This window comes from Acinetobacter chinensis, from assembly GCF_002165375.2.
Classification (GTDB): Bacteria; Pseudomonadota; Gammaproteobacteria; order Pseudomonadales; family Moraxellaceae; genus Acinetobacter; species Acinetobacter chinensis.
The window spans coordinates 149,388-163,957 of the sequence record NZ_CP032134.1 but is presented as its reverse complement, the minus strand read 5'-3'; the positions used below and the strand labels follow the sequence as shown (position 1 = coordinate 163,957).

Below are 14,570 nucleotides of genomic sequence, written 5' to 3'. Positions count from 1 at the left end.
TTTTCAGGGTTTCTTCAGCAAAATAATAATGAATTTGAGTAAAGTTCAATGGAACTTTATTTTATTGGTGCACCAGACTCAGCAGTCCTGCAGCACAACTGAACAGAACTGCAAATGTCCGGTTCATATACTTCTGCTGCTTTGGAGATTTCAGCAGTCTCAGCACCTTTGCTGCAAGCCCTGTATATCCTGCCATAACAATCAGATCAATAGTCACCATCGTGGCAGCCATAATTACATACTGAATCCATTGCGGTCTGGAAAGATCAATAAACTGTGGTAAAACCGCAAGTAAAAATACAATCGCTTTCGGATTGCTCATATTGACAATAAAACCATTGCCTATCAGCCTGATAATGGATTTCGACTTCTGTTCCTGCTGGATCTGAATATTCTGAACAGGCGCACGCCATTGCATCCAGGCAAGGTACAGCAGATAAAATACGCCGAACCATTTGATCGCCTGAAAAGCCAGAGGCGTAGTCGCAAAGAGCACACCGACTCCCGCAGCAACAATGCTGATCTGGACCAGCAAAGCCAGCTGTAACCCTATCACCGTCCAGTAACCGCGACGAAAACCATAGTTCAGTCCACTGGACATGGACGCAATAGCCCCTGCCCCAGGTGAAACACTGATTACCCAGCATGCCAGCATATACGCCAGCCAGATCTGAAAAGACATAAAAATCGAAGAAAGAACAGGGATTGAAATATTATTATATGACTTTTCATGTTTATGATGTAAAAACTTAGCTCACTGAAAAACGCCATTGGGCTGTTCACTCAGATGATCATAAGGCACAATACAGACAGCCACTCATTTTATATAAGAATTCAGGAGCCATGAATGACAGCTCAAACCGTAATTTTACCGTTACCTTCAAATCATGCCCGTTTTATTGTTTTAAATTTAAAAAATCTGTCAATTGATGGTTTAAAAGAACAGCTCAATGCACTGTTGAGCACCCGTGACCGTTTAATCACTCAGCATCCCGATGCTGAAATTAAAACGTCTATCGCGTTCGGTCCTGAACTCTGGAGCAAACTGCACCAACAGTCACCAGAAGGATTTAAACAGCTCAGCCCCGTTCATGGTTCCTTTGAAATGCCTGTGGTTCCAGCAGATGTACTGATTCATATTGCATCTACCCGCTCTGATCTGTGCTTTGCGATGAGCCAGTCTTTCTTTGACGGTATTCAGGATCAGGTTGATGTGCTGGATGAACGTGTTTGCTTCCGCTATCTGGATGGACGGGATCTGACAGGTTTTATTGATGGAACGGAGAATCCTCAATTCCCAGATGATCGTGGTGAAACTGCCCTTTTAGGTGAAGATGCCGGAATTTTTGCAGATGGCTCCTTTGTTTTCGCACAACGCTACGTGCATGATCTGGAAAAATGGAAAAAATTAAAGGTTGATGCTCAGGAACATGTCATTGGTCGTACAAAACTCGAAAGTATTGAACTTGATGATAATGTTAAGCCTGAAAATTCACATATTGCCCGCGCAGTGATTGAAGATGATGAAGGTGAAGAGCTTGAAATTTTACGTCATTCTTTACCTTATGGTGATGGTAAAGGTGAACAGGGCCTGTTCTTTATTGCTTACACCAAAGATTTAACCCGTATTGATAAGATGTTAGTGCGTATGTTTGGTACCAGTGGTGATGGTATTCATGACCGTTTATTGCATTTTGTTACTGCGGTAGATGGCGCTTATTTCTTTGCGCCGAATGAAGATTTGTTGGAAGAGATTTTGGAATAATGATGTGTGCTATTAAAAAGTAGCTGTTGAATAACAGCTACTTTTTAATACTACAATAGATTGGATCACAACAAACTTAATTTTGGATTTCATCATATCCCAATTGTTCAGTATTAAATTTAAAACTTTTTTCCTGTATATCAGAATCTTTTCCTACACATTCCATAACCTCTTTTTTACTTAAATCTTGGTTAAGCACGAATGATTTGATGCAATAGTTTTTTAAAGTCGAATCATTAATACTATTGAATTTCACAATATCATCTAACATCGGAAACTTCCCCCCCATGCTAATAAAAAGAGTATTTTCATAATTACTTTTTTTATTTTCACCACCAGATAAAAATATTACTTGTGCAGGTCCACCACCTTCATAATCATTAAAATTAACGACTATTAAACTCAACAAATATTCTACATTCCCTATCTTTTTCACAGCTGTCATCAATATTCTTACTGGCTCCTCCCCAGAATAAAATAGTTTGATATCATTTTGGTTATGTGGATAATTATTCAAATTGAGAAACCTATTATTTCCATATAAAACTTTAGAATAAAATGGTAGCACCATTTTTGTATATTCATCTTTTAAAAGATTAAGGTTTGGACTTACCTTTAATTCACTTTGTTCTTGGCTATCTGAGCTTAATACTTTATTTTCTACACTATAGCAGGCAACAAGTGACAAAAAAAATATGATAATACTAATTTTTTTAATGTACATAATAATTTATATATCCTGAATATTTGGTTGATAACCTTGAAGATGCAAATGATTATCATGATCGCTATTTGTAAATGTTACATGAGGCAATTCTCTATCAGGAACTCCTTTTCTCTTCATCACTTGCGAACCAAAAGATTTATAACCAAATAAATATAGAGCATTAACAAACTTAACATTGGCATCCCAATCAAATCTACTTACTTGACTAACAAGCACTGGTCCACCCTTATGACATCCATTTAGTCCCAAATACCTAAAATCACCATTAATACCATTATAATGTGATGAACTTCCTACTGATCTACCAGCCTTATCACTAAATCCCGAACCATGGTAATAACCATAACCAAGAGAACACATTGCACCAATGACTGCTGCAAAAGCATCACCTTTTAAATAGTATCGTTCCCTATTCTCTAAATAAATATCCCATTCATATCCTACTTTACCATCTCTGCTTTTATATGACTTCAACTGACGTTGATCAACTAAATATACGTTTCCACCAACCAATGCATTACCTGATTGCCGCTTTGGAGCTACGATAAACGCTGTTTTTCCAATATTATGAACTTGTCCATTTTTATCATAATAAATATATTCCGCATAACCCGTCGCCGATTTATTCTCGGCGAATTCAAACATGAGGTGCGACAGTTTGAAAAGTCTTATGATAATCAACAAGCTGAGCAAATTTCTCTAATGGTGTAAGCCAATCTAACGCTTTTCTAGGACGAGTATTCAGTGACATGGCAACTTGATTTAAATAATGCTGATCTGCCTGATTTAAATCAATCCCTTTAGGTAAATATTGCCTAATTAAACCATTCATATTTTCGCATGTGCCTTTTTGCCAGGGTGAATGTGGGTCACAGAAATATACATCTATGCCTAAATCTTCTTCAAGTATTTTATGTTCTGCCATCTCGCGTCCACGGTCATAGGTCAACGTTTTACGCAGTTCTGCAGGTAAATATTTCAGAGCTTCAGTTAAAGCCTTGCGCACTGATTCTGCCTTTGCATCAGGTAATGTTGCCAAGATACAGAGCCGTGTATTTCGTTCAATAAGTGTTGCTATCGAACTTTTATTGTCTTTACCTTTAATTAAATCAGCTTCCCAATGACCCGGTATTTTTCTTTCTTGAACTTCGGCTGGGCGCTCATGAATAGTTTTAATATCCTGTAATATAGAATCTTTTTTAGGTTCACCGTTAGCTTTTCGCTTTTTATTTTCATGACGCAGACAGGATAATAAGTCTTTTTTCAACTCACCCTTTGGTAATGCTCGTATCGTTGAATAAATCGTTGTATGGCTTACATTCATTGTTTGATCCAAATCAGGAAATGTCTTTAAACGTTTTGCTATTTGCTGAGGAGACCATAAACAACGGATCGCTTCAACAATAAATTTCCAGAGGATTGAATCGATTTTGAGTTTTCTGTGACCACGTCTACGTCTAGCGAAGGTGTTATCAGAAGCATATTGAGCTTGATAAACGTCATTGATGCTATTTCTTTTAAGCTCACGATAGATCGTACTAGGATGTCTTTTAATGAGTTCAGCAAATTTTCTGGCTGAAAAGCCTTCTTTTCTTGACTCAAGCATTAATGCAGTACGATCTTCAAAGTTAAGATGATGGTATGACAATTTTATATACTCCATAAACCCTTTAAATTAATTAGGTGGTTTATGTCGCACTTCAAGTTTTACTCTGCCCTCTCTCTTTATTTTTCCATCTGAATAGATGTGATATCTAGTTGTATCACTAGTAGCTGGTGCTTGATTAGACACTGTAGTTAAAGGTCGTCCTCCTGTTTCAGTATGCGTATTCTGCTGAGATAATTCAGGAACTTCCTTTTTTGCTTCAGTAGGATTTTGTGGTGGAACTTTTGACTGACTCGTATTATTTTGTGGTGGTATCGTAGTTTTCTTTTGTAAATCCAACTGTTTAGATTCTTTAACGAACCCACTATTTACATTAAAAATAATTGATGACTTTACTTTTACTACGCGAGCTCTAGCTAACTCTTTCTGACCTACTCCAAATCCATAAACAAAACCAACCAACATTTTTAAATTTATGACCCCAGAATTGTTTGTCTTTTTTATGATTTTCCGTGTTCTATAAAAAACTGTAGTTGTTGTATTTGGAACAACTTTACCATCTTTTTTAACAAATAATTGAAAACTATGCACTGGTAGCTTTACTTTCAATGTCTGATTATTTAATGATTCTTCTACTTTAAAGTGATGAATTTTTTGTTTTCTACCATCACCTGAAACGGTTATTTCTATATCCTGACCTATTTCAGCTCTTATATTCTGTTTAACTCCATTACCATCAGCAGTATGCTTTTTTATATTTTCTTTATATGTTAAAAAAAACCCCATATTTGAAATTGGCTTCCCAGTATCACCTTCAACAATTTGTATATTAAAAATCACATCTTTTTTTTCATCAGCAATATTTTTTTTGTCATTCTCTGAACTGGATTGCTCAACTCTAACTTCCTGAGGTGTCTTTGTCGGCTGGGGTCTCGGTTGAGGTGCACTATCTTTACCTAAAGTCGCAGGAATCTTAGAAATTTCAAAATCTTTAAGCGTTGCATTTTGTATTTCTTTTGCCTTTTGAATTATTGTATTTGACTCTTTTCCATCAGCAACTATTTTTATTTCCGTATCAGGATGCCTTACAATTACTGGCAAGTTTCCATTTTCATCACTTTTAACTTTAACTTTTGTTTCACCAGTTACATGCTTACCACTGTACTTGGATACAATAAAAACTTCATTGTTTATCAGTGGATTATCATATTTATCAATTAAACTTATATTAATTTTTCTTGGGCAACAAATTTCCAAATTAAATCCGTTAAACATTTTAATATATTCTTTTACATGCACCCCATTTCCATCTGTTTGCTTTGCATTTTTATACTTTGATATTCCTAAAAATGCACCTAACCCACCGTGTCCCACTAAATGCATTCCAGCAATTGCACCTGATTCCGTTATTTCAACTCCTTGAATTGTTCTTCCAAAAAATTCATTCATATACATATTTCGTAATTGATTACATAATTTAGCAATCCATTCTTTTATTACTTCATATTGTATTTGTGGGCTGTTCAAAAAGTCATTTTTTGATTTTACTCCCCTTTTTCCGGACCACTTCCCGACCCAGTTATTTGAATCAAATTGACTTTTCCAACTTTTATAAATAGGCGTTTCCTTGCCTTCACCTTTAATATCTTCATATGATATTCCACGATCACCTAAGTAATATCCCAAGTCATATAAAGCTTCTTCTCCAAACTGAAATAAACCCATATATCCTAGTTTATTTATAATTCCAGCAGCCCGAATATTAATAGGATGATTAAGCGATAACGATAAATCTGATGTGGACTCCTGGAAACTTACTGCCTCAATAAATCCAGATAAATTAGCATCAAATGTTTTTGTTGCTTTTTTAAATTTAACTGTATTTTTCATTTTCTTATTTTTCCTTATACCAATCATTCAACTTATAAAAATTTAAATTTACAGAAGTTTGCTTCTTGAGATAACTATTCAAAATATATTTAATTTTTTCATTTTTTCCAATTTTTGCACACTTTAAATCCACATCAAACCCATCATTTACTGGGATTTTAACTTCCCTAAAATAAGCATATGCTTCTGAATTATTGTATATCATCCAAATATCACTTTTTTCTTCTTTTAAATACGCATTATAAATCATATAATTTTGGTTATTATATTTCACTTCAGCACATGTTCCTGTTGACATCCACTGGCTATTATTTTCCTTTAAATTCATACTCTTCAACAAACTTAATCTATTTTTACTACCAGTATCCTTACCTAACTCCCAAATATTTAAACAGGATTTATCACCCAATAACTTCACATTCAAAATTGGATAACTCCAACCACCAAAGCATCCTTCACTATTTCCCGCAAAAACATTAATACTTACAGTTAAAAATATAACACCAAGTAATAATCTTAAAAAAGTTATAAATTTCATATTTAATTTCCAAAGCTTTTATAATCTTCATCTAAATTTTCATTTTCAAATAATTCTTCATTTGATAATAAATCGTCATATTCATCTGCTCCACAACAATTTTCATCCGAACTATGGCTTTCCATTATCTTTTCCTCTATCAATAATAATTTATCGACACTGTCATCAGATTTACCTAACAGAAGAATTTCAACATTATCAGGGGTATCACTAAACACCCTTTCTGTGCGTGCATTCTCATCCAAGAAACCAATATATTCTGTTTTTTTAGAATGATTTATTACTTTATATTTAAATCCGTCTTTCAATAGCTCAGTAGAAATAAGGTCTTTGAAATCAAAACGTCTACTAAAAATTCCACTCTCAGGCATCTTCGGTAACTGCGCATTGACAGTCTCCCCACCGACAAAACTATGCTGCCCAGCCTTCGCCTCAAATTTCCCACCGGTCGTAACAAAAACACCTTCTTTATTGATTTTTAATTGTGAACCTCCTGCCGTCAGGACTATTTCCTTTGGACTGATGATTTCAATCTTATCTTCCGTAGAAATCAGCTTGATCACCTTGCGAGCAATCATCTCAATGGCATCATCCTGTGCCTGTAACTCAACTTTGCCTTTTGCTGCAAATGCACTGAATCCTTTTTGCGCTGCGAACAGACTGATTCTGTCCTGGGCATGATGCACAATATTTTTTTGCGCGCTGATATTGACCGACCCCTGAGCGCTTTCTGCAATATCCTGCGATGCCTGTAAAACAATGTCTTCGGGTGTGGTTAATGCAATTCCGGCAGGAGAGGCCAGTAGCATTAAAGCCTGACGGAAAATTTTGCCCTGTTCTATCTTTTTATCATCGTTACTGTTTTCAAGCCCCTGGGTATAACCCTCCATAAACCCCTGTAAGGTGCCAAGAGCCTGCGCAGGATTGACATTCAGCTGACTGCCTTTACTGAAGGTTCCACAGGTACTTTGAAGATCAAAGTCCTTCATTTCGATATTGGCAAGCGCCTTTCCGATATTCTTCAGTGCATTCAGCGGATCTGAATCCAGCTGATCTTTCAGACTACTCAGCTTGCCCTGAATAATGTCAGCTCCATGATCTTCAATATTTTCAATAAAGCTCTTCAGGTTTTCTACAGCACCCTGAGCATTACTGAAACAGTCCAGAACATCCTGGGCTATATCTTTGGAATCTTTTCCAAATTTCTGTATATCTTCGATAAAACTGCCACTGTTTTTCAGTGCTGAAAGTGGATCACTGCTGACTGCATTTTTAAACAACTCCACTGTCATCTGTAATGCATGATCTGTACTTTTCATTTCGAGGGACTGAATCAGTTTCGGCAGCCGATTGATCACACTCAACGCATCTGTCTGCTGCTGGACAGCCAGGCTGCTTAACATTTTCATCTGTTCAGTTCCCTGATTCAGTAAAGACTGAGCCTGTGCTGCTTCGAGGTGATCAGCAACTGCCTGATCCTGAGCATAGGTACTGATAAGCATGCCTTTACCTGCCCTCATTGCTCCAAATGCATCAGTTCTAAGCTCAAAACCTTCCCCTCGCCCATTGCTTATTTCTTTATCTTTTGGATGGCTCAGATTGCCAAGATTCAGCTGTGTTGCAGCATGACTGCTTTGCAACTGTGCGCTGATCTGACCTGCTGTATCATCAAATCTAAGCTGATTGAAACCTGAACCTCCGACTTCAGAAGAGCGGATTCCACTAAGTTTTTTACTGTCAGGCAGCTGCCCCTTGAGGTCAAACATGGTGTGGTGACGTTCAGCTTCATGTATCCGACCCACCACAAATGGACGGTCAACGTTTCCATCAAAAAAGTCGATCACCACCAGCTCACCAATACGGGGATGAAACCGGGCACCATAACCATCACCAGCCCACGGCGTCAGTACATCGACCCATGCCGAATCTGTGTCATTGTCATTTGTTCCTGCTCCGCCATCATGCTGATGATCATCTGCACGGGTAAACATAAAGCGGACTTTGATACGTCCCCAGGCATCCACATAAATGCTCTCCCCCTCGGGTCCAACTACACGGGCACGCTGGGGATGTGCTGATGGTCTGTGAATTAAAGGGTTATATTCCGGAACAACTGAAATACTGCGACGGATCAGTTTCAGTTCACATGCCTGCCGCTGTTCAGCTTTGATATTCCAGTGGCTGACCTCCAGTAATGCAGAGAGTTGTGCGGTGAGATCTTTGGGCAGGTTATTCTGATTAAAAAACTGTTTTCCAAGAATCAGGAATTCACGGTCTACGCTCTCATGCTGATCAATTTCGGAATGACCTGTCAACTCAAACCAGTAGCCAGGCTGCGCATCACGCACACTACTGACCGCAGTAAAATAACGTGACTGTAAATCATAATAATCTGACCATTGCCGATTCAGTTTATCCAGCTGCTGGCGACCTGATTGCGATGCCTGATCATCACCCTTTAAATCTGCTGTCCATGCAGGACTGAGTGTCCATGCCTGTTCCAGATTCAGGCTCTCATTTGCCTGTGAATCACTGTGTAAATGATGACTCAGCAAACCATCAGACTGATCTCGTGTCAGCTGTTCCGACTGCCACCGCTGTGCCTGAACGGAGGAGGACTGTAAACTTCGATGCCCTGTAAAAGACGAGACTGTGTCAGAATTTTCAGCAGCATGACTCCGATGAAAGCGGATATGCCCCCGCTCCAGCGCTGAGTAAGCATTGTTATGATTGAGCAGTCTCAATTTTTGGGGCTGTATCGGAACAGCTGACCGAACCACTTTATGCTGTGCTTCATCCACCAGCCACGAAATCCCTTCACTACGCCATAAACGGGTCAGAAATTCATAATCCGTTTCATTGGACTGCATCACAAATGGACGGATTTCATCTGTATTTTCAAGACCTTCAGTGTCCAGGCTCAGAGCAGCTGCAAATAATGGACTTTTACTCTGCCATTCACTGAACAGTGTTTCACTGATCTCACGGATACTTTTATTCATGAAAACGCGGCTGTTACGACGCTTATGCCAAAGCGAAGTGGCATCTTCCAGGGTCAGTTTGTACAGGGTCAAAGCCCCATCACTCTGCCCCTGACTGACGGCAGTGATAATTCCAGTGGTACGGAACAACTCACCACTGTCTGTGACCTGATCTACAGCAGCCTGCACTGCAATAAAACTTTTTAAGGGGATATGAGCATGGGTGGACAGACAGATAATTTCGGCTTTCAGCCCCTGATTAATAAAATGCTGTCCTTCGATACGCTGTATAAAGACCTGGGCGTTTAAAGTGTCACTGGAAAAAGTCAGATGTAGTGCACGTCTTTGCGCACCAAGCCCCATGCTTTCCAGCATGTTATGAATTGTATTTATCATAGAGTTTTATTGTTGTAAGTAAATCTAATAATTATGGCTGCATTCTATGCAATGTTTTTTAGGTCGTCTAGATATAAATGAATGATTTTAAAACATAAAAAAGAGGAGTATTTCACTCCTCTTTTTTAATTCTGTGATTCAGTTCCAGTTAGAAAGGAACACGTTTGTAATTTCTGTAAGCCGGTTTCCAGAAATTATCTTCAATTGCCTTATGTAACTGCTCATCTGAAATCTGTACTGCGACACCATCTGCCATGGCTGCTTTTGCCACTTTAAATGCAATGATTCTGGAAACTGCCTGCAGTTCATTCAGATCCGGTAATAAGTCTGCCTCAGGATTGTTCAGTTTTGGAGAACAGTCCGCCAGGGCAGTGCTTGATACCATCAGCATATTGTCTGTCACACGGGTCGCACCGGCAGCCACAACCCCCAGACCAATGCCTGGGAAAATATACGAGTTATTACACTGCGAAATATTATGGGTTTCCCCCTGATAATTGACCGGTGTAAAAGGGCTTCCTGTCGCAATCAGTGCTCTGCCTTCTGTCCATTGCAGAATATCAGATGGTATTGCTTCTACCTGAGATGTCGGGTTGGACAATGGCAGGATCACCGGATATTCACAGTGTGCTGCCATCATTTTAATAATTTCTTCGGTAAATAATCCTGGCTGACCTGACACACCAATCAGCACTGTTGGCTTGGCATTTTTCACAACATCGAGTAGTGAAATGTTGCCTTCAACACTTGCCCAGTCCGCAACAGCATCCACTTTCTGAACCAGGCGCGCCTGGAAATTCAGCAGATTGGGCTGGTTTTCTGTCAATAAACCAAAACGATCCACCATATACACACGTGCACGAGCTTCTGCATCCGTCAGCCCTTCTGCCACCATCTGTGCAATGATCTGTTCAGCGATACCACAACCTGCCGAACCTGCCCCCAGGAAAGTAATGGTCTGATCTTTCAACTGCTTACCGGCCGCACGGCTCGCTGCGATCAACGTACCGACAGAAACAGCAGCCGTTCCCTGAATATCATCATTGAAACAGCAGATCTGGTCACGGTATTTTTCCAGCAAAGGCATGGCATTTTTCTGAGCAAAATCTTCAAACTGAACCAGTGCTTTTGGCCAGCGGCGTTTAACTGCTGCAAGCACTTCGTCCACAAAGGCATAGTATTCATCACCACTGATCCGTGGCTGCGCCCAGCCCATATACAGTGGATCATCAAGCAACTGCTGATTATTGGTTCCTACATCCAGTGTGATCGGTAATGTATAGGCAGGACTGATACCACCACAGGCGGTATACAGCGACAGTTTCCCAATTGGGATTCCCATACCTCCTATCCCCTGATCACCCAATCCCAGAATCCGCTCACCATCTGTAATCACAATCACTTTCACGTTTTTACGGTTAATATTATGAATGATTTCATCAATGTGCTTACGGTCAGGATAGGAAACAAATACCCCACGGTGACGACGGTAAATATCTGAAAAACGCTGACATGCCTCACCCACAGTTGGCGTGTAGATAATTGGCATCATTTCACTAAGATGATTTTCAATCAGGTGATAAAACAGCGTTTCGTTGGTGTCCTGGATATTCCGTAAATAAATATGCTTATTGATCGCTTCATTGAAAGAACAGTACTGCTGCCATGAACGCTCGCTCTGTTCTTCAATACTTTCCGTCACATGAGGAATCAGTCCATGCAGATTAAAATTGGTACGTTCCTGCTCTGTAAATGCAGAGCCTTTGTTCAGCAGAGGAAGTTCCAGCAGTGCATTGCCGGCATAATGAATATATAAAGGGTGTTTATTTAAATTTTCGGTCGTCATTTCCATTCTCAGTTCAGTGGACAATGGTTACTGCTTTATTCCACTTTAGTCTTAGACTAGCTTAAGCCTATTTGCAGGCTTACTGGCATTTAGATACGTGATAATGATATGTGCAGTATTTTACACAATGATAACTTCATTGTTCCACAATGCTCAAAAATAACGCTGCCTATATTTTTCAAAGAAAATACCTATGACTCAAAGCCATCAGATCCGGTCTTTTTTCATGGCATCTGACTAACAGAACTGTTTTTTCAATGTTATGCAGAATAAATATTATCCTGTACAAATGCATTCCCCTAAACAGCCCGAAATTTGTTATATTTAGCGTTTTTCTGCGACATTTATTTTTCGACTGATTATGAATACGGCAATCCAAGCAGCTCTCGATCATGCGGTGCAATCCCTTCAGGCTGAAGGTGTACTTCCATCCGACTGGAACAATACAAGTACTTTGACACGTACCAAAGACCGAAGTCACGGCGACTTTGCGTCCAATATCGCAATGATCGGCTCCAAAGCTGCTGCGATGAAGCCTCGTGATCTGGCGGAAAAAATCCTGTCCAGCCTTCCTGAAGTTGCTGATATTTCCAAAGCAGAAATTGCAGGTCCCGGTTTTATCAACTTCTTTTTAAATGCAGACCAGCGTTTTGCTGTACTGAATCAGATTCAGGCACAAAAAGACAGCTTTGGTAAAACTCAGGCAAATGCTGCTAAACGCATTCAGGTTGAATTTGTTTCAGCCAACCCGACGTCAAGTCTGCACGTGGGTCATGGACGTGGTGCTGCCTATGGTATGACCGTTGCCAATCTGCTTGAAGCAACTGGCGCAACAGTTGACCGCGAATATTATGTCAATGATGCAGGCCGTCAGATGGACATCCTTGCGACCTCTACATACCTGCGTTATTTAGAGCTTACAGGTCAGGAACTTGTATTCCCTAAAAATGCCTATCAGGGTAACTATGTTAAGGAAATCGCACAGAGCATCATTGATAAAGATGGCGATGCCTATGTACGCCCTGTTGCTGACGTGTACAAAGATGTCCCTGAAGATGTTCAGTATGCTGAAGAACTGGATGCCGATGGCAACAAAGTTGTCCTTTCAGGCGATAAAGAAAAACATATTGATGGTCTGATTCACAATTCTCAGAATCTGACCGGTGAAGGTTATCGTGTTTTCCATCAGGCAGCACTGCATGCCATTCTGGATGACATTAAAGATGACCTGGGCGAGTTTGGCGTAAGTTTTGACAAATGGTTCAGTGAAGCATCATTAACTGAAAAAATTGATGAAGCTCTGCAGACCCTGGATCAACGTGGTTTCCTCTATGAAAAAGATGGAAATATCTGGTTCAAATCAACTGAATTTGGCGATGAAAAAGACCGTGTAGTGAAACGCCGTAACGGTCAGACTACTTATTTTGCGTCTGACATTGCCTATCATTTAAATAAACTGCAACGTGGTTATACCGATATCATTGATATCTGGGGTTCTGACCACCACGGTTATATTGCCCGCGTAAAAGCTGCCATTGATGCAATGGGTTATGACTCGAAAAAACTGACTGTTCTGCTGGTTCAGTTCGTGAGCCTGTGGCGTGGCGGTGAAATGGTTCAGATGTCTTCCCGTTCAGGTCAGTTCGTGACTTTACGTGACCTGCGTAAAGAAGTCGGTAATGATGCCGCACGTTTCTATTATGTGATGCGTAAATCAGAACAGCACATTGACTTTGACTTAGACCTTGCAGTTTCACAAAGTAAAGATAATGCCGTGTATTACATTCAGTATGCACATGCCCGTGTCAACCGTATGGTCGATCTGAAAGCACCTGAGAAAGGCATTGCTTTTGACCGTAATTCGCCTGATGCCTACGATGTTTCATTACTGAGTCTTGAAGCTGAAACAGAAATTCTGGCGAAACTGGCTGCCTATCCTGAAATTGTCGTGCGTGCTGCCAACAGCTATGAACCTCATCAGGTTGGTAACTACCTGAAGGAACTTGCTGCACTGTTCCATGGCTGGTACAACCTGGATGATGCCAAAGTGCTGGATGAGCAGAATATTGCTTTATCTCAGGCGCGTCTGCTGTTATCAATAAATGTACAACAAGTGCTGAAAAATGGTTTAACATTACTCGGTGTTTCAGCACCTTATGAAATGTAAACCATAAAAAAACCAGAGGAAATCCCAGTGTTTGGAAAAACGCAACGTGGTGTATCAGAACGACCAAACAAACCTAAAAAGCCATTGATTCCTGCATGGTTAGGTACACTTGTCGTCATTCTGATCGTGATGTGTTTTGCAGTTGCACTGATGCTCTGGAAGCCCTGGGAACCTGTAAAGCCGAAGACCAATGAAGTCACATCGACTCATTATCAGGAAGAAACCAACAAGGATTATCGCTTCTATGACCTGTTGCCACAGCAACAGGTGACACCGATTCCTGACCAGGCGATTCCTGAAACGAAAGACAGAGGTGCTGTCGTGATTGTCGAAGCTCCGGACAATACCACTGAAGAAATAACCGCTGAGGGTGATGACACAGCTGCACCTGCACACCAGACCAGTTATATTCTTCAGGTTCGCAGTTATCCTGATCCAGACAGTGCAGATGCCCGTCGTGCGGAAATTATCTTAAATGGTCTGTCAGCTGATGTGATGAAAACAACAGAAGGCGGACAGACCTGGTACCGTGTGATTTCAGGACCATACGAATCCCAGGAAGCAGCCGTACTTGCACAGCAAACCCTGCAACACAGTGGAATCGATTCGATTGTGGTCAAACGCTGATTTTTAATGATCAGAACAGATTTTCAG

General features: G+C 40.1%; 11 protein-coding genes. 3 read left to right on the top strand and 8 right to left on the bottom strand.

The window, feature by feature from the left end; all coding sequences use genetic code 11:
* Nucleotides 1-61: 61 nt before the first annotated feature.
* Complete coding sequence (locus tag CDG60_RS01520; protein WP_087514200.1) at nt 62-682, bottom strand: LysE family transporter; 621 nt, start codon at nt 680-682, stop codon at nt 62-64.
* Between the two features lie 165 nt (nt 683-847).
* Between CDG60_RS01520 and CDG60_RS01515 the strand changes: the two genes are divergently transcribed.
* On the top strand, nt 848-1,765 hold the full coding sequence (locus CDG60_RS01515; RefSeq protein ID WP_087514201.1) for a Dyp-type peroxidase: 918 nt from the start codon (nt 848-850) through the stop codon (nt 1,763-1,765).
* A gap of 76 nt (nt 1,766-1,841) precedes the next feature.
* Here CDG60_RS01515 and CDG60_RS01510 read toward each other — a convergent pair whose 3' ends face one another.
* From CDG60_RS01510 to CDG60_RS01480, 7 genes are all read right to left on the bottom strand, one after another.
* A complete protein-coding gene (locus tag CDG60_RS01510; protein ID WP_087514202.1) occupies nt 1,842-2,489 on the bottom strand; it encodes a hypothetical protein in 648 nt (215 codons plus the stop codon).
* A 6-nt stretch (nt 2,490-2,495) separates the two neighbouring features.
* The gene (locus CDG60_RS01505; RefSeq protein WP_227542906.1) at nt 2,496-3,137 is read right to left on the bottom strand and encodes a hypothetical protein; all 642 of its coding nucleotides are present in this window, start codon (nt 3,135-3,137) and stop codon (nt 2,496-2,498) included.
* Nucleotides 3,130-4,155 carry an IS30-like element ISAba125 family transposase gene (locus CDG60_RS01500; protein WP_005100823.1) on the bottom strand — a complete coding sequence of 342 codons (1,026 nt, stop codon included), beginning with the start codon at nt 4,153-4,155 and terminating at the stop codon, nt 3,130-3,132. The genes CDG60_RS01505 and CDG60_RS01500 overlap by 8 nt, the downstream gene beginning before the upstream one ends.
* A 12-nt stretch (nt 4,156-4,167) precedes the next feature.
* Nucleotides 4,168-5,988 (bottom strand): hypothetical protein, encoded by a 1,821-nt coding sequence (locus tag CDG60_RS01495; RefSeq protein WP_160116949.1) that lies wholly within the window; start codon nt 5,986-5,988, stop codon nt 4,168-4,170.
* Nucleotides 5,989-5,992: 4 nt separating this feature from the next.
* Nucleotides 5,993-6,526 (bottom strand): hypothetical protein, encoded by a 534-nt coding sequence (locus CDG60_RS01490; protein ID WP_087513006.1) that lies wholly within the window; start codon nt 6,524-6,526, stop codon nt 5,993-5,995.
* 2 nt (nt 6,527-6,528) lie between these two features.
* Entirely contained in the window at nt 6,529-9,903 is a 3,375-nt protein-coding gene (locus CDG60_RS01485; RefSeq protein ID WP_087513005.1) for a type VI secretion system Vgr family protein, read from the bottom strand.
* A gap of 148 nt (nt 9,904-10,051) precedes the next feature.
* Nucleotides 10,052-11,749 carry an NAD-dependent malic enzyme gene (locus CDG60_RS01480; protein ID WP_087513011.1) on the bottom strand — a complete coding sequence of 566 codons (1,698 nt, stop codon included), beginning with the start codon at nt 11,747-11,749 and terminating at the stop codon, nt 10,052-10,054.
* A 361-nt stretch (nt 11,750-12,110) separates the two neighbouring features.
* Here CDG60_RS01480 and argS point away from each other — a divergent pair, with 361 nt between their 5' ends.
* Complete coding sequence (gene argS, locus CDG60_RS01475) at nt 12,111-13,916, top strand: arginine--tRNA ligase (protein ID WP_087513004.1); 1,806 nt, start codon at nt 12,111-12,113, stop codon at nt 13,914-13,916.
* A 27-nt stretch (nt 13,917-13,943) separates the two neighbouring features.
* Nucleotides 13,944-14,543, top strand: a complete 600-nt coding sequence (locus CDG60_RS01470; RefSeq protein WP_087513003.1) for an SPOR domain-containing protein — start codon at nt 13,944-13,946, stop codon at nt 14,541-14,543.
* Nucleotides 14,544-14,570 lie beyond the last annotated feature (27 nt).

Bases quoted from the DNA above. Each gene is read 5' to 3' on its own strand.
- argS (WP_087513004.1), top strand. From the start codon at position 12,111: ATGAATACGGCAATCCAAGCAGCTCTCGATCATGCGGTGCAATCCCTT.
- CDG60_RS01515 (WP_087514201.1), top strand. From the start codon at position 848: ATGACAGCTCAAACCGTAATTTTACCGTTACCTTCAAATCATGCCCGT.
- CDG60_RS01485 (WP_087513005.1), bottom strand. From the start codon at position 9,903: ATGATAAATACAATTCATAACATGCTGGAAAGCATGGGGCTTGGTGCG.
- CDG60_RS01495 (WP_160116949.1), bottom strand. From the start codon at position 5,988: ATGAAAAATACAGTTAAATTTAAAAAAGCAACAAAAACATTTGATGCT.
- CDG60_RS01490 (WP_087513006.1), bottom strand. From the start codon at position 6,526: ATGAAATTTATAACTTTTTTAAGATTATTACTTGGTGTTATATTTTTA.
- CDG60_RS01520 (WP_087514200.1), bottom strand. From the start codon at position 682: ATGTCTTTTCAGATCTGGCTGGCGTATATGCTGGCATGCTGGGTAATC.
- CDG60_RS01505 (WP_227542906.1), bottom strand. From the start codon at position 3,137: ATGTTTGAATTCGCCGAGAATAAATCGGCGACGGGTTATGCGGAATAT.
- CDG60_RS01510 (WP_087514202.1), bottom strand. From the start codon at position 2,489: ATGTACATTAAAAAAATTAGTATTATCATATTTTTTTTGTCACTTGTT.
- CDG60_RS01480 (WP_087513011.1), bottom strand. From the start codon at position 11,749: ATGACGACCGAAAATTTAAATAAACACCCTTTATATATTCATTATGCC.
- CDG60_RS01500 (WP_005100823.1), bottom strand. From the start codon at position 4,155: ATGGAGTATATAAAATTGTCATACCATCATCTTAACTTTGAAGATCGT.